The organism is Aureimonas sp. AU20 (assembly GCF_001442755.1).
Taxonomy (GTDB): domain Bacteria; phylum Pseudomonadota; class Alphaproteobacteria; order Rhizobiales; family Rhizobiaceae; genus Aureimonas.
In genome coordinates this window covers 2,117,730-2,132,440 of sequence record NZ_CP006367.1, presented here as the reverse complement: position 1 = coordinate 2,132,440, position 14,711 = coordinate 2,117,730, and the positions used below count along the sequence as shown (strand labels likewise).

14 protein-coding genes are annotated in these 14,711 nt (G+C 66.8%); 10 read left to right on the top strand and 4 right to left on the bottom strand.

The window, feature by feature from the left end; all coding sequences use genetic code 11:
* Nucleotides 1-25 precede the first annotated feature (25 nt).
* Entirely contained in the window at nucleotides 26-844 is an 819-nt protein-coding gene (gene fabI, locus M673_RS09390) for an enoyl-ACP reductase FabI (protein WP_061975614.1), read from the top strand.
* A gap of 17 nt (nucleotides 845-861) precedes the next feature.
* A complete protein-coding gene (locus M673_RS09385) occupies nucleotides 862-1,455 on the top strand; it encodes a histidine phosphatase family protein (protein ID WP_148640008.1) in 594 nt (197 codons plus the stop codon).
* 24 nt (nucleotides 1,456-1,479) lie between these two features.
* Here the strand turns inward: M673_RS09385 and M673_RS09380 are convergent, their stop codons facing one another.
* A complete protein-coding gene (locus M673_RS09380) occupies nucleotides 1,480-1,704 on the bottom strand; it encodes a DUF1344 domain-containing protein (RefSeq protein WP_061975612.1) in 225 nt (74 codons plus the stop codon).
* A gap of 183 nt (nucleotides 1,705-1,887) precedes the next feature.
* Between M673_RS09380 and aroC the strand changes: the two genes are divergently transcribed.
* The 7 genes from aroC (at nucleotide 1,888) to M673_RS09345 (ending at nucleotide 9,007) form a co-directional block, all read left to right on the top strand.
* The gene (aroC, locus tag M673_RS09375) at nucleotides 1,888-2,982 is read left to right on the top strand and encodes a chorismate synthase (RefSeq protein ID WP_061975610.1); all 1,095 of its coding nucleotides are present in this window, start codon (nucleotides 1,888-1,890) and stop codon (nucleotides 2,980-2,982) included.
* Between the two features lie 39 nt (nucleotides 2,983-3,021).
* Complete coding sequence (locus tag M673_RS09370) at nucleotides 3,022-3,948, top strand: histone deacetylase family protein (RefSeq protein WP_061975609.1); 927 nt, start codon at nucleotides 3,022-3,024, stop codon at nucleotides 3,946-3,948.
* A gap of 25 nt (nucleotides 3,949-3,973) precedes the next feature.
* Nucleotides 3,974-4,243, top strand: coding sequence for an exodeoxyribonuclease VII small subunit (locus M673_RS09365; protein WP_061975607.1), 270 nt, complete (start codon nucleotides 3,974-3,976; stop codon nucleotides 4,241-4,243).
* Nucleotides 4,244-4,390: 147 nt separating this feature from the next.
* Nucleotides 4,391-6,307: a 1-deoxy-D-xylulose-5-phosphate synthase gene (dxs, locus tag M673_RS09360; protein WP_187301246.1), complete on the top strand. Its 1,917-nt coding sequence runs from the start codon at nucleotides 4,391-4,393 to the stop codon at nucleotides 6,305-6,307.
* A 34-nt stretch (nucleotides 6,308-6,341) separates the two neighbouring features.
* Nucleotides 6,342-7,100, top strand: coding sequence for a TlyA family RNA methyltransferase (locus M673_RS09355; protein WP_061975605.1), 759 nt, complete (start codon nucleotides 6,342-6,344; stop codon nucleotides 7,098-7,100).
* Nucleotides 7,097-8,323 (top strand): class I SAM-dependent RNA methyltransferase, encoded by a 1,227-nt coding sequence (locus tag M673_RS09350; RefSeq protein WP_061975603.1) that lies wholly within the window; start codon nucleotides 7,097-7,099, stop codon nucleotides 8,321-8,323. The genes M673_RS09355 and M673_RS09350 overlap by 4 nt, the downstream gene beginning before the upstream one ends.
* 21 nt (nucleotides 8,324-8,344) lie before the next feature.
* Nucleotides 8,345-9,007: a DedA family protein gene (locus M673_RS09345; protein ID WP_061975601.1), complete on the top strand. Its 663-nt coding sequence runs from the start codon at nucleotides 8,345-8,347 to the stop codon at nucleotides 9,005-9,007.
* On the opposite strand, the gene M673_RS09340 is transcribed toward M673_RS09345, so the two are convergent.
* Nucleotides 8,954-9,703: a crotonase/enoyl-CoA hydratase family protein gene (locus M673_RS09340; protein ID WP_061975599.1), complete on the bottom strand. Its 750-nt coding sequence runs from the start codon at nucleotides 9,701-9,703 to the stop codon at nucleotides 8,954-8,956. The genes M673_RS09345 and M673_RS09340 overlap by 54 nt on opposite strands.
* The gene (locus M673_RS09335) at nucleotides 9,700-11,499 is read right to left on the bottom strand and encodes an acyl-CoA dehydrogenase (RefSeq protein ID WP_061975597.1); all 1,800 of its coding nucleotides are present in this window, start codon (nucleotides 11,497-11,499) and stop codon (nucleotides 9,700-9,702) included. The genes M673_RS09340 and M673_RS09335 overlap by 4 nt, the downstream gene beginning before the upstream one ends.
* Before the next feature lie 146 nt (nucleotides 11,500-11,645).
* Here M673_RS09335 and M673_RS09330 point away from each other — a divergent pair, with 146 nt between their 5' ends.
* Nucleotides 11,646-12,488 (top strand): fumarylacetoacetate hydrolase family protein, encoded by an 843-nt coding sequence (locus M673_RS09330; protein ID WP_061975595.1) that lies wholly within the window; start codon nucleotides 11,646-11,648, stop codon nucleotides 12,486-12,488.
* Nucleotides 12,489-12,614: 126 nt separating this feature from the next.
* On the opposite strand, the gene M673_RS09325 is transcribed toward M673_RS09330, so the two are convergent.
* The gene (locus M673_RS09325; RefSeq protein ID WP_061975593.1) at nucleotides 12,615-14,708 is read right to left on the bottom strand and encodes a 3-hydroxyacyl-CoA dehydrogenase NAD-binding domain-containing protein; all 2,094 of its coding nucleotides are present in this window, start codon (nucleotides 14,706-14,708) and stop codon (nucleotides 12,615-12,617) included.
* Nucleotides 14,709-14,711: the final 3 nt, after the last annotated feature.

The window sequence follows — 14,711 nt, the reverse complement described above, 5'->3', positions numbered from 1 at the left end:
CTCGAAATCGAGCAGGAGCGGCACCATGGTTGAATCGGTCGGCCTCATGAAAGGCAAGCGCGGCCTCATCATGGGCGTCGCGAACAATCGCTCGATCGCCTACGGCATCGCCAAGGCGCTGGCGGACCAGGGCGCGGAAATTGCCTTTACCTACCAGGGCGACGCGCTGCGCAAGCGCGTCGAGCCGCTCGCGGCCGAGCTCGGCGCCTTTGTGTGCGGCCATTGCGACGTCGGCGACGCCGCCACGATCGACGCCTGCTTCAAGGCGCTCGAAGACAAGTGGGGCAAGCTCGACTTCCTCGTGCATGCCATCGGCTTTTCCGACAAGGACGAGCTAACCGGTCGCTATGTCGACACGAGCGAGGCGAACTTCTCCAAGACCATGCTGATCTCGGTCTATTCCTTCACGGCGGTCGCCCAGCGCGCCGAGAAGCTGATGACCGATGGCGGCGCGATGCTGACGCTGACCTATTACGGCGCCGAGAAGGTCATGCCGAACTATAACGTCATGGGCGTCGCCAAGGCCGCGCTCGAAGCGAGCGTGAAGTATCTGGCGGTCGATCTCGGCCCCAAGAACATCCGCGTCAACGCGATCTCGGCCGGGCCGATCAAGACACTCGCAGCGTCCGGCATCGGCGATTTCCGCTACATTTTGAAGTGGAACGAGTACAACGCCCCGCTGCGCCGGACCGTGACGATCGAGGAAGTCGGCGATGTCGGCCTCTACCTCCTGTCGGATTTGTCGCGCTCGGTGACAGGCGAGGTCCATCACGCCGATTCGGGCTACCATGTCGTCGGCATGAAGGCCGTGGACGCGCCGGACATCTCGGTGGTGAAGGATTGATCGGCGAAGCCTGCGCCGTGATCGCTCCCCTCCTCTATCTCTGCCGCCACGGCCAGACCGACTGGAACGCCGAACGTCGCCTGCAGGGCCAAAGCGACATTCCGCTGAATAGCTACGGTCGCGGACAGGCGCGCCGCAATGGGCGCTATCTCCGAAACGTGCTGGCAGGGACGGCTTGGGATTTTGATTTTGTCTCAAGCCCGATGCAGCGGGCCGCCGACACGATGCGAATCCTGCGGCGCGAGATGGGTCTCGATCCCGAAGCCTTCGCGGCGGACGAGCGTTTAAGGGAAATCCATTTCGGGGACTGGCAGGGTCACACGCTGCGCGAGCTCGCAGCGTCCGAGCCGGTTCTTCTGGAGAAGCGCCGCACCGACAAGTGGAACTTCCAACCGCCCGGCTTCGGCGCCGAGACCTATGAAGGCTTGGCGGATCGCGTTGCCCCCTTTTTCCAATCCTTGGTCCGGCCGACCATCGTGACCGCGCATGGCGGCGTCACGCGTGCCGTGCTCCAGCGCTTTACGGGAATGTCGCGAGACGACGCCGCTTCGATTGACGTGCCGCAAGATCGCATTCTGCGAATCGAGAAGGGCGAGATCGCCTGGGTCTGATCCGGGCGCTCCCCGCCAGTCGGTTCAGGCCAGCGGTTCGTGGATGATGTGAACTTCCATGCCCGGCTGGACCGCCTCGATCGGCAGATCCTTGGGCATGAGATAGATCTGCCCGTCGCTCAGTTTTAGCACCTCTCGTTCCCGGTCCACCTTCTCGACCACCCCGCCCGTTTCTTCCGCCTGTGCCGAGATGGTCATGGACACCGAAAGCACGGAGCAGGCGAAGAAGGCGACGATGCGTCGGGTCATGGGCGAAAGCTCTCTCATCGGGCGGACGGACGGGCGACGGCGATTCGCCGTTCAATCTAGAAGAATTCGATCTCGATTGTGGTTTTTATCGGCCGGCCTTCCCAGCCTCAAACCGCCATTTGACGCGCCCGGTTAGCAGGTCGTAAACGAGCGCACCGTCTTTGCATCGGACCCGTATCCTTCATGTCACACAACAGCTTCGGCCACCTGTTCCGCGTCACGACCTGGGGCGAAAGCCACGGACCTGCGATCGGCTGCGTGGTGGATGGCACGCCGCCGGGAACGAAGCTGAGCGAGGCGGGGATTCAGCAATTTCTGGACGAGCGCCGACCCGGGCAGTCCCGCTACACCACGCAGCGCCAGGAGCCGGATCAGGTGCGGATTCTATCCGGCACCATGCCGGGCGAGGTCGAGGGCGAGTTGATCGCCACCGGCACACCGATCGCGATTGAGATCCAGAATGTCGACCAGCGTTCCAAGGACTATAGCGACATCGCGCGCCGCTACAGGCCGGGTCACGCCGACATCACCTACGACATCAAATACGGCATCCGCGACTATCGCGGCGGCGGGCGCTCTTCGGCGCGCGAGACGGCAATGCGCGTCGCCGCCGGGGCCATCGCGCGGCAGATCGTGCCCGGCCTCCTCGTGCGCGGCGCTCTCGTGCAGATCGGCAACATAAAGATCGATCGCTCCCGCTTCGACTGGGAGGAAACGCGCCGCAACCCGTTCTTCTGCCCGGACGCCGAGACGGCCGAGCGCTGGACCGAGCTTCTGGACGCAACGCGCAAGAGCGGCTCCTCCATCGGCGCGGTGGTGGAGATCGTCGCCGAGGGCGTGCCCGCCGGCCTCGGAGCGCCGATCTATGGCAAGCTCGACGCCGACATCGCCGCCAATCTCATGTCGATCAACGCCGTGAAGGGCGTCGAGATCGGCGACGGCTTCGCCTCCGCCACCCTATCGGGCGAAGAGAATGCCGACGAGATCCGCGTCGGCAACGACGGCAAGCCACAGTTCCTGTCGAATCATGCGGGCGGAATCCTCGGCGGCATCAGCACCGGACAGGCCGTGGTGGCGCGCTTCGCGGTGAAGCCCACCTCCTCCATCCTGACGCCGCGCCGCTCGATCGACGCCGACGGGCGGGAAGTCGATGTCATGACCAAGGGCCGTCACGACCCCTGCGTCGGAATTCGCGCGGTGCCGATCGGCGAGGCCATGGTCGCCTGCGCGGTCGCGGACCATTTCCTCCGGCATCGCGGCCAGACCGGCCGCATCTGACGCTTCAACTTCGCGCCGCCTTTCGCCGGGGATCTGCCCATGATGACGCGCCTCTACCACCATCCCGTCTTTCGCGAGCACCTGACCGGGCCGGGGCACCCGGAGCGGCCCGAGCGCATCGCGGCGGTCGAGGCCGCGCTGGAGGCCGAAGCCTTCCAGAATCTCGACCGCGTTCTGGCGCCCGAAGGCTCGGTGGAGGCAATTTACCGCTGCCACAGCGTCGATTACGTCCGCCGCATCGCGCGCACCATCCCGGACGAAGGGATGGCGCGGATCGACGGCGACACGATGGTCAGCCCCAAGAGCTTCAGCGCCGCGCTGCACGGGATCGGAGCCGCCTGCGCGGGGGTGGACGACGTGATGAGCGGCGCGGCCCGCAACGTCTTCGTCGCCGCCCGCCCGCCCGGCCATCATGCCGAACGCGAAACCGCCATGGGCTTCTGCCTCTTCAACCAAGCCGCCATCGCCGCGCGCCATGCCCAGGCCATTCATGGGCTGGAGCGCGTCGCCATCGTGGACTGGGACGTTCACCACGGAAACGGCACGCAAGACATTTTCTGGAGCGACCCGAGCGTCCTCTATGTGTCGACGCACCAGATGCCGCTCTATCCCGGCACGGGCGCGCGCACGGAAACCGGGGCGGGCAACATCGTCAACGTGCCGCTGCGCGAGGACGACGGGACCGACGAGTTTCGCCTGGCCTTCTCGGAGATCGTGCTGCCCGCGCTGGAGAACTTTCGCCCCGATCTCGTGATCGTCTCGGCCGGGTTCGACGCGCATCACCGCGACCCGCTGGGCGGGCTGAACCTGATCGAGGCCGATTTCGACTGGGCGACCGGCAAGCTTCTCGATGTCGCAGACCGGTTCAGCCAGCGCCGCCTCGTCAGCGTGCTGGAGGGCGGCTACGACCTGCAGGGCTTGTCGCAATCGGTCGCCGCCCATGTGAAGCGCTTGATGGTCGGCTGACCGCCGCGCCAGAGAAGGAGTATCCATGTCCGAAACTGCCCATCAGATCCCGGCTGACGATTCCGACATCAAGCGCCTCAGCTTCGAGGAGGCTCTGGCGGCGCTGGAGCGCATTGTGTCGGACCTTGAGCGCGGCGACGTTCCGCTGGAGATGTCGATCCGCATCTACGAGCGGGGCGAGAAGCTGAAGAGTCATTGCGACCGCCTGCTTTCGGCGGCCGAGGACAAGGTCGAGAAGATCAAGCTCTCGCGCGCCGGCAAGCCGAGCGGCACGGAGCCGCTGGACCCCGCCTGAGCCGCGGAGGCTTCCCGCTGGAACCTGCGGATGGACAACCCTATTTGAAACGGCTCTAAGGGCATTCCGCCGAATGCTCCCGACGCTTGTTCTGCCCGTTTCGCAGGACGGGCTATTGCGAGGCGTTCGTTCCTCAGGAGACCTTTTTTGTCCCCCATCCTCTCGACGCCGCTCCTCGACCGCATCTCCTCTCCCGAAGAGCTTCGGCAGCTGCCCGAATCCGATCTGCGGCAGGTGGCGGACGAGTTGCGCGCCGATTTGATCGACGCCGTGTCGAAGACGGGCGGCCATCTCGGAGCGGGCCTCGGTGTCGTGGAACTGACGGTGGCGATCCATGCCGTGTTCGACACGCCGCGCGACCGGCTGATCTGGGACGTCGGCCATCAGGCTTATCCGCACAAGATCCTGACTGGGCGCCGAGACGCCATGCGCACCGTGCGCCAGGAAGGCGGCCTGTCCGGCTTCGCCAAGCGGACGGAAAGCGAATACGACCCGTTCGGCGCCGGCCATTCCTCCACCTCGATTTCGGCCGGGCTCGGCATGGCGGTGGCGAGCGAGCTCGACGGACGGCGCAACAATGTGATCGCGGTGATCGGCGATGGCGCGATGAGCGCCGGCATGGCCTACGAGGCGATGAACAATGCCGGCGCGCTGGACGCGCGGCTGGTCGTCATCCTCAACGACAACGACATGTCGATCGCGCCGCCGACCGGCGCGATGAGCGCCTATCTCGCGCGGCTCGTCTCGGGCAAGGCCTATCGCTCGCTGCGCGAGCGGGCCAAGGCGGTAACTCGTCATCTGCCGGAATTCGTGCGCGAGCGCGCGCGGCGAACCGAGGAATATACGCGCGGTCTTCTGACCGGCGGCACGCTGTTCGAGGAACTCGGCTTCTTCTATGTCGGGCCGATCGACGGACACGATCTCGACCATCTTCTGCCGGTCATGAAGAACGTGCGCGACACGATCGACGGCCCGGTGTTGATCCATGTCGTGACCAAGAAGGGCAAGGGCTATCCGCCGGCGGAGGCCAGCGCCGACAAGTATCACGGCGTCTCGAAATTCGACGTGGTGACGGGCGCGCAGTCCAAGCCCAAGGCCAATGCGCCGACCTACACCAAGATCTTCGCCGAAAGCCTCGTGCAGGAAGCGCGCGAGGACGAGAAGATCGTCGCCATCCACGCCGCCATGCCGGACGGCACGGGGCTGGATCTCTTCGGGCAGGCCTTTCCCAAGCGGACCTTCGACGTCGGCATCGCCGAGCAGCATGCCGTGACCTTTGCGGCCGGGCTGGCAACCGAGGGCTACAAGCCCTTCGTCGCCATCTATTCCACCTTCCTTCAGCGCGCCTACGACCAGATCGTCCATGACGTCGCGATCCAGCATCTTCCCGTGCGCTTCGCCATCGACCGCGCCGGCTTCGTCGGCGCCGACGGCCCGACCCATGCCGGTTCCTTCGACACCGGGTTCCTCTGCCCGCTGCCGGACATGGTGGTGATGGCAGCGGCGGACGAGGCCGAACTGCGCCACATGGTCCGCACGGCCGCCGCCTATGACGACGGGCCGATCTCCTTCCGCTACCCGCGCGGCAACGGCACGGGCGTCGATCTCCCCGAGCGCGGCGCGATCCTGCCGATCGGCAAGGGCCGCATCGTCAAGGAAGGCACGAAGGTCGCTCTCCTTTCCTTCGGCTCGCGTCTGTCGGACGCGGTGGCGGCGGCGGAGGATCTCGACGGGTTCGGCCTGTCCACGACGGTGGCGGACGCGCGCTTCGCCAAGCCGCTCGACGGCGCGCTGATCGCGCAGCTGGCGCGTCATCACGAGGTGCTGATCCTCCTGGAGGAAGGCGCGTCGGGTGGTTTCGCGGCGCAGGTTCTCGAGCACTTGGCGCGCAACGGGCTCCTCGACCACGGGCTGAAGGTGCGCCCGCTTACCATGCCTGATCGGTTCGTGGACCATGCCGCGCCGGATGCGATGATGAAAGGCTCGGGGCTTGACCGCGCCGGGATTGTGGACGCCGTGTTCCGTACTCTTGGGGACGGCGCGCGGCGCGTGTTGCAGGCCTGATGCGCCCGCACTCACCCCTTCGCGCTCGCGCCTGATGGCGCCGGCCCTCTCTGAAAGCCGCGCAAGGCTCGATGTCCTGATGGCGGAAGCGGGTATCGCCCCCAGTCGGGCGCGTGCGCGCGACGCTATCCTGCGCGGCCATGTGCGGGTGGACGGCGCTGTAGTCACTAAGCCCGGGCAGCTTGTCTCTCCGCAGGCCACGATCAGCCAAGACGATCCGGCATCGGCTTACGTCTCCCGCGCAGCGCTGAAGCTCGTCGCCGGGCTCGATACGTTCGGCCTTCTCGTCGATGGCCGCACGGCGCTGGATGTCGGCGCCTCGACCGGGGGCTTTACCGAAGTGCTGCTCCAGCGCGGCGCGCGGCATGTCGTGGCGATCGATGTCGGCCACGACCAGATGCATCCGAGCTTGAAGGACGATCCGCGCGTCACCTGCCTCGAAGGGCTGAACGCGCGGGACCTCGCGAGGGAGCATCTCGGCGGCCACGCGATCGATCTCGTGGTCTGCGATGTGTCCTTCATCTCCATGCGTTTGGCGCTGCCCCCGGCTTTGAGCCTCGCCGAGAGCGGCGCCGACGGCGTGTTTCTGGTCAAGCCCCAGTTCGAAGCCGGGCGTGCCGCGATCGGCAAGAATGGCCTTCTGCGCGATCCGAGCCTTGGCGAGCGCATCGCTGCCGACATGGCGACTTGGCTCGCCGACGAGCAGGGATGGCCCGCCCATCCCCCCATTCCGTCACCGATCGAAGGTGGAGACGGGAACCGCGAATTTCTCCTGGTAGGACGCAAGGCATGAGCGAACGGCTCTCCATCGAAACGCTCGGCCAGAAGGGCGACGGCATCGCCCATCTCGGGGGCGAGGCGGTGTTCGTCCCCTTCGCGTTGCCCGGCGAGATCGTCACCGTCGAGCGCGACGGCTCGCGCGCTCGCATCCTCGACATCGAGGCTTCTTCGCCTGAGCGCGTCGCCGCCCCCTGCCCGCATTTCGGCGTCTGCGGCGGCTGCGAGCTGCAGCACATGAGCGAGGAAACCTATCGCGCCTTTAAGCGCGGCACGGTGGTGGAGGCCTTTCGCCGCGCCGGCCTCGACGTGCCCGTCGGCGAGCTCGCGCCTTGCGCCCCCGCCTCGCGCAGGCGTGCGGTCTTCTCGGCGCTGCGCATCGACAACCGCGTCCTGTTCGGCTTCCACGAGGCGCTGAGCCCGCGTATCGCCGCGATCCACACCTGCCTCGTCGTGGTGCCGGAGATCGCCAGCCGCCTCGCCTTCTTGGAAAAGCTTGCGGTCGCGCTGATCGACCGCAAGCGCGAACTGCGCATGACGGTGACGCAGACCCGCGCCGGGCTCGATATCGCCATTGCCGACGCCGCGAAGCTCAATGCCCAACTGCGCCAGCGGGCGCTGGAACTGGCGCTCGCACCCGGTATCGCGCGCCTGTCCGTCAACAGCGAGACCATCGTCGAGCCGCAGGCGCCGAGCGTTGATGTCGACGGCTTCGCCGTGCCGCTGCCGCCCGGCGCCTTCCTGCAGGCCGTGGCGCCCGCAGAGCGCGCCATGGCCGAGGTGGCGCTGCCGCATCTCGATAAGGCCAAGCGCGTCGCCGATCTCTTTTGCGGCATCGGAACGTTCACGCTGCGGCTGGCACGCCGGCAGGCCGTGCACGGCGTCGAGTTCGACGCGCCGGCTCTTGCCGCCATCGAGACGGTTCGGCGCGGCACGCAGGGTCTAAAGCCCATCACGACCGAGCGTCGCGACCTGATGCGGCGGCCGGTGACGGCGAAGGAACTCGCCAAGTTCGACGGCGTCCTCTTCGACCCGCCCCGAGCCGGCGCCGAGACGCAGTGCCGCGAACTGGCACGCTCGACCGTGAAGCGCGTCTCGGCCGTATCCTGCAACCCGACGACGCTGGCGCGCGACGCTGCGATCCTGATCGAGGGGGGCTACAAGCTCTTGTCCGTGACGCCGATCGACCAATTCCTTTGGTCGCACCATGTGGAAGCCGTGGCCCTGTTCGAACGCTGAGGTCGAAGGGGACATCGCGTCATGTGGGATACGCTCACCGGCTTTCTTCAGACCTACGGCTATGTCGCTGTTTTCGTCTCGATCTTTCTGGAATCGACCGGCCTGCCCTTTCCCGGCGAAAGCATCCTGATCGCGGCCGGCATCATGGCCGGCCATGGCGAATTGAACATCTGGGGCGTCGTCGGTTCGGCCTTTGTCGGCGGCGTGATGGGCGACAATCTCGGCTATTATCTCGGCCACCGCTTCGGCCGGCGCTTCGTCGATCGCTACGGCAAGCGTTTCCATGTCACACCCGAGAAGTTCCAGATGGTGGAGGAGCGGTTCCGCAAGGTCGGGCCGCCGATCGTGCTGGTCGCCCGCTTTATCCTGATTCTGCGGCAACTGGCGGGCGTCGTCTCGGGCACGCTGCGCTTTCCCTGGTGGGAATTCCTTCTCTTCAACGCTCTCGGCGCGGCGCTCTGGTCAGGGGCCTACGGGTTCGGCTCCTACATCCTGGGAGATCGGATCGACACCTATCTCCACGGCAGCCCCTGGGCCTATGCCGCGATCGCGGCCGTGTTTCTCCTGTTCACGGCCACGACCATCTTCAAGTTTCGCAAGAGCGTGAAGACCTTGCGACAAGAGCCTGATTCAGCGCGCTCTTCGGTCGAAGAACGCGGCGAAGGCGGCCCGCGCCTCGGCTGAGACAAGACGCTCCGCAAAGGCGGCGGCCTCGTCCTCGATGCGCGCGCGCACCGCCGCGCCATCCCCGCGCATCAGGCGACGGGCAATGCGCAGCGCCTCGGGCGGCTTGGCGGCGAGGCGCACAACAGCGTCTCGCGCTAGCGCTTCCGCCTCATCGCCCACGCCGACGAGCAGACCGGTGGCTAGCGCTTCCTCCGCCGACAGCGCCTCGCCCAGCACAAGAAGCGCGAAGGCGCGCTGGTGTCCCATCAAGCCAGGTGCCAGAAGGCTGGAGCCTGCCTCGGGCACGAGACCGAGATCGAGAAAGGGCGTGCGGAAGCTGGAGCGCGGCGTGGCATAGGCGAGATCACAGTGGAACAGGACCGTGGTTCCGATGCCGACCGCCAGCCCATCCACCCCAGCCACCAACGGCTTTTCCAGGTCCACCAGCGCATGGAGGAAGCGCAGCACTTCGGCCAAGCCGGCCTTCGCGTCGAAGCCGGCGAAATCGGCAATGTCGTTGCCCGAAGAGAAATGACCCTCGCCACCGAGCAGCAGGACGGCGCGAACCGCCTCGTCTGCATTGGCGCCTTCCAGCGCCTCAGCCAGCGCGCCGTACATGGCGCGGTTCAGGGCGTTCTTCTTTTCCGGCCGGTTCATGCGCAGCGTCAGGACGCCGCTCGCCAGCTGCCGCTCGATCAGGCTCGTCTCGCTCATTGCAGGCACTCCCGCGCCGCTTCCAGGCTTTCGCCACCCGTGAGCACCTGCCGTTTCAGACCGGAGACCTCGGTGAGCAGCGAGTCGGCCATGAACCGCGCCAGATGCAGCCGTGCCGTCCCGCCGCTTTCCGCCAAAGCTCCTTTGGCGAGATAGCAATTGCCGGCGACAAGAGCGAAAAGGCGCTGGTAGGGCGTCGCGCCCGCCAGCGCGTCTCCCGTCCGCCCCTCGCCGAGCCAGCTCAGAAGCCGGTCGGTGGCCTCGGTGAGGTCCCGTAGCGCGTCCTCCAGCCGTTCAGCCAGAGCGGCGAAGCCTGGCTCGTTGCGCCCCCGCGCGGCGGCAGCGGTCTCGCCGAGCTCACCGAGGTAGGCGCGCACCGAGTCGCCGCCCGACTGCGGCAGTTTGCGCGTCACGAGGTCGATGGCCTGGATGCCGTTGGTGCCCTCGTAGATCGGCGCGATGCGCGCGTCGCGCAGCAGGCGGGCGGCGCCGGTTTCCTCGACATAGCCCATGCCGCCATGGATCTGGATGCCCAGCGAGGCGACGTCGACGCCGACATCGGTCGGGAAGGATTTGGCGAGCGGGGTGAGCAGATTGGCTCGCTCGCGCCAGAAGCGCGCCTCGTCCTCGCCTGCCGCGTGCTTCGCCCGGTCCAGCGCGTGGCCGCAGCTATAGGCGATTGCACGGGCGGCCGAGACCTGGGCCTTCATGGACAACAGCATCCGCGCCACGTCGGGATGTTCGATAATCGGCGCCATGTCGCGCGAGGGCGGTTCGGCGCGATCCTTGGCGAGCAGCGTCGAGCGACCCTGCCGGCGCTCCCTGGCATAGGCCAGCGCCTGCCCATAGGCCGCTTCCGCAACGCCCAGGCCCTGAACACCGACGAAAAGCCGCGCCGCGTTCATCATCGTAAACATGCAGGCGAGACCGCGATTCTCCTCGCCCACCAGCCAGCCGACCGCGCCGGCCTCGCCGCTTTCGCCACGGCCGTCGCCAAAGATCATGGTGCAGGTCGGCGAAGCGTGGATGCCGAGCTTGTGCTCGATCGCATGGCAGAAGGTGTCGTTGCGGGCACCGGGCGTGCCGTCATCGTGCGGCAGGAATTTGGGCACCAGGAAGAGCGAGATGCCCTTCACGCCCTCCGGCGCGTCCGGCAGGCGGGCGAGAACGAGATGGACGATGTTGTCCGTCAGGTCGTGTTCGCCATAGGTGATGTAGATCTTCTGGCCGAAGATCCGGTAGGTCCCGTCCCCCCGCCGCTCGGCCCGCGTGCGCAGCGTCGAAAGGTCCGAGCCGGCCTGCGGCTCGGTGAGATTCATCGTGCCCATCCATTCGCCGGACACGAGCTTGGGCAGATAGCGCTGCTTCAGTTCGTCCGATCCATGCGCCTCCAGCGCCTCGATCGCGCCGGCGGTCAGCGTCGGGCCGATGCCGAAAGCCATGGACGCGCCGTTCCACATTTCGGACGCGGCAACGGCAAGCGACAGCGGCAGGCCCTGCCCACCCTGCTCTTCCGGCGCCGAAAGCCCATTCCACCCGCCTTCGCGCCAAGCGGTGTAGAGCGCCTTCCAGCCGGCGGGCATAGTGACGCGCCCATCCTGAAACCTCGCGCCCTCGCGGTCGCCGCCAGCGGCGAGCGGCGCGATCTCCTGCTCGGCGAAGCGCCCGGCTTCGACCAGGATGGCATCCAAGAGATCGTCCGTGAGATCACCCGCGCGCCCATCCGCCATAGCCTGTTCCAGGTCCACGATGTGCCGTAGGGTGAAGGCGATCTCCTCGATCGGGGGTCGATACATGCTTTGCTCCTCCCAGGCGGCCAACATGACCGAAGCCGGCGACACGGCTTCATGTGGAACTTGAACGTAAACGTCAAAACAAAAGGTTGGAAGATCGAAAGCGCTGTCCCATTTCCCGCAGCAAGGGCAGTGTAGGAGTAGCGAGAATGCGGCTGGTGCGGTTCGGCGCGAGAGGGGCCGAGAAGCCGGGGATCGTGGACGGCGACGGGCGGATTCGAGACCTGTCCTCCCATGTGCCGGACTGGCGGGACCAGTTCATCGACCCTGTGGCGCTGGCAGAGCTTCGCGCGCTGGATCTTTCCGCCTTTCCCGAGGCGCCGGAGGACAGTCGACTCGGCGCCCCCGTCAGCGAGATTCGTAAGATCATCGGCGTCGGCCCCAATTACCATGAGAGCGCCCGGCTGGCGGGGTTCAAGGTCAATCCCGAGCCAACCCTGTTCATGAAGGCGGCGACCGCCGTCAACGGTCCAAACGACCCGATCGAGATTCCGCGCCTCTCCACCCGCACGGACTGGGGCGTGGAACTGGCCGTAGTGATCGGGCGCACCGCGAAATATGTCAGTGTCGAAGCCGCCATGCAGCATGTCGCCGGCTTCACTTTGTCGAACGACCTGACCGAGCGCAACTTCCAGCTTCAGCGCGGCGGCCAGTGGTTCAAGGGCAAGTCGCACGACACGTTCGCGCCGGTCGGGCCGTGGCTCGTGACACCAGACGAGGTGCCGAACTACCACGACCTGACGCTTTGGCTCGAGGTGAACGGCGAACGGGTGCAGTCCGGCGAAACCAACCGGATGATCTTCAAGGTGCCCTATCTCATTTCCTACGTGTCGCGCTTCCTGCGGTTGGAGCCGGGCGACGTCATCATGACCGGCACGCCCGCCGGCGTCGGCCTCTCCCACGACCCGCCGCGCTTCCTCGCCCCGGGCGATCGCATGGTTCTCGGCTGCGACGAACTCGGCCAGCAAAACTACATCTGCATGCAAGGCTGAGTTTCGAAGGCTCTTCGGCGTCTGGGTGCCCATTGCGGTGAAGTCGAATTCACCGCAATGGGACGAAGGTTTCGTTCTTACTGCAAGATGGGACGGCAAGGCGCGTCCGCCTTGCCGGGAAACGCTCTAGAATCGGTCCCAACCCTTGTCCGGCTTGAACCGCGCGCCGTGCGACATTTCGAGTTCCGTGAGACGAGCGACGACCTGATCGACGCCGCGCTCGCGTGCGTAGCGCAAGGGGCCGCCCCGGAAGGGCGCGAAGCCCGTTCCGAACACCATGGCGCCGTCCGCGATCTCCTCGCTGTCCACCACGCCTTCGCGCAGGGCCGCGACCAGCGTGTTCAGCATCGGCAAGATCAGCCGGTCGATCAGCGCCTCGTCGTCGCGCGAGCCGTCGGGCAGCGCTTCCAGCGCGATCTTCTTCGGCTTGCCGTCCGCATCGTAGTCGTAGAGCCCTCGCCCGGTCTTCCGGCCGAGGCGTCCTTCCCGGATCATCTCGTGCATCCAGCCCGGCGTTTCCGGCAGCGGCATCTTCAGCCGCTCGCGCAGCGTGTCGGCCACCTCCACCGCAATGTCGAGCCCGACCTGATCGGCCAGTTCCACCGGCCCCATCGGCATGCCGAAGGCCTCGGCCCTGGCGTCGATGCGCTCCTTGGGCACCCCCTCGTCCACGAGTTTCAGCGCCTCGGCGATGTAGGGCGTCAGCGCCCGGTTCACGAGGAAGCCGGCGCTGGGCTTTACCGGCGCCGGCAGGCGCGAAAGCTCCACGACGAAGCTCGTCGCCCGGCGTAGGGTCTCGTCCGACACGCCGTCATGACGCACGATCTCGACAAGCTGCATCCGCGACACGGGATTGAAGAAATGGATGCCGACGAAGCGCGACGGGTCGCTGAGACCTTCCGCCAATTCGGGGAGCGGCAGAGCCGAGGTGTTGGTAGCGAGAGTCGCGCCGGGCTTCAGCCGCCCTTCGGCCTCCCGCAGAATGCGCCGCTTGAGATCGAGCTTTTCCGGCGCGGCCTCGATCACGAGGTCGGCGCCGGCAACGCCTTGACCATCGGGGTCCGGCACCAGCCGATCCAGCGCGTCGCGCACCTTCAGCGGGTCCTTGAGCACGGCCTCCAGCATCTTCGTGGCGGCCTTCACCGCGCGGCCGATCGGCTCCAGCGCGATGTCCTGCAAGGTAACGGCAAAACCTTCCTTGGCGGCCCAGGCAGCGATGTCGCCGCCCATCGCGCCGGCGCCGATCACATGAACGCGCTTGATCTCGCTCCGACCCTTGCGAAGGCCGCGCATGGTCTCGCGCAGGAAGAAGACGCGCACGAGGTTCTGCGCGGTCGGGCTCTCCACGAGCTTGGCAAAGCTTTCCAACTCGGCCTCGCGCATGCGCTCCGGCCGGCCGCCATGCGCCTCCCAAAGGTCGATCAGCGCGAAGGGAGCGGGATAGGTGTCCGGGCGCGCCTTCTCCGACGCCTTGGCCCGCATCTGCCGCGCGGCGAGGCTGCGCGCCGGCTTGAACGAGAAGGCGCGGGAGCGCAGGCTCGGGTCGGGGCGCACGAGATCGCCGAAGATCGCGGCATGAGAGGCGTTGAGAACATGCCGCTCCTCCACCACCGCATCCACGAGGCCGATCGCTTTGGCCTTGCGCGCGGAGATGGATTTGCCCGTCAGCATCAGGCCCATGGCCTCGATAGGATCGGCCAGCGCGACGGAGCGAAACGTACCGCCGAGGCCGGGATGCAGGCCAAGCATCACTTCGGGAAAGCCCAGCGTAGCATTCGACATGGCGATGCGCATCCGGCAGGCCAGCGCCAGTTCCAGCCCTCCGCCGAGGCAATGGCCATGCACCACGGCAACGCTGACGCAGGGCAGCGCGGCCAGCCGGTCGAGCACGCGGTGCCCCTCCTCCAGCATCTCGCGCACGGCGGATTGGGAGGCCCCGACGAACCCGTTGATATCGGCGCCCGCCGCGAAGCCGTTCGGCTTGGCGGAGCGGATCACCAGCCCGCGCGGGCGGTCGGCCTCCAGCGCGGCGAGATGCCGGTCCAGCTCTTCCAGCACACTGCGGTCGATCGTGTTGACGGACTTGCCGGGCTTGTCGAGCACGAGCCAGGCGATGTTCTCGTCGTCGCGCGAAACACGCCAGTTCCCCTCCGGCGCGGCGTCCCGAGCGGCCGAGAGCTCCAATGCGCGGTTTTGCAGGGCGTTGAGCATCGTATCCATGAG

Bases quoted from the DNA above. Each gene is read 5' to 3' on its own strand.
- fabI (WP_061975614.1), top strand. From the start codon at position 26: ATGGTTGAATCGGTCGGCCTCATGAAAGGCAAGCGCGGCCTCATCATG.
- M673_RS09380 (WP_061975612.1), bottom strand. From the start codon at position 1,704: ATGACCCGACGCATCGTCGCCTTCTTCGCCTGCTCCGTGCTTTCGGTG.
- aroC (WP_061975610.1), top strand. From the start codon at position 1,888: ATGTCACACAACAGCTTCGGCCACCTGTTCCGCGTCACGACCTGGGGC.
- M673_RS09370 (WP_061975609.1), top strand. From the start codon at position 3,022: ATGATGACGCGCCTCTACCACCATCCCGTCTTTCGCGAGCACCTGACC.
- M673_RS09365 (WP_061975607.1), top strand. From the start codon at position 3,974: ATGTCCGAAACTGCCCATCAGATCCCGGCTGACGATTCCGACATCAAG.
- M673_RS09355 (WP_061975605.1), top strand. From the start codon at position 6,342: ATGGCGCCGGCCCTCTCTGAAAGCCGCGCAAGGCTCGATGTCCTGATG.
- M673_RS09350 (WP_061975603.1), top strand. From the start codon at position 7,097: ATGAGCGAACGGCTCTCCATCGAAACGCTCGGCCAGAAGGGCGACGGC.
- M673_RS09345 (WP_061975601.1), top strand. From the start codon at position 8,345: ATGTGGGATACGCTCACCGGCTTTCTTCAGACCTACGGCTATGTCGCT.
- M673_RS09340 (WP_061975599.1), bottom strand. From the start codon at position 9,703: ATGAGCGAGACGAGCCTGATCGAGCGGCAGCTGGCGAGCGGCGTCCTG.
- M673_RS09335 (WP_061975597.1), bottom strand. From the start codon at position 11,499: ATGTATCGACCCCCGATCGAGGAGATCGCCTTCACCCTACGGCACATC.
- M673_RS09330 (WP_061975595.1), top strand. From the start codon at position 11,646: ATGCGGCTGGTGCGGTTCGGCGCGAGAGGGGCCGAGAAGCCGGGGATC.
- M673_RS09325 (WP_061975593.1), bottom strand. From the start codon at position 14,708: ATGGATACGATGCTCAACGCCCTGCAAAACCGCGCATTGGAGCTCTCG.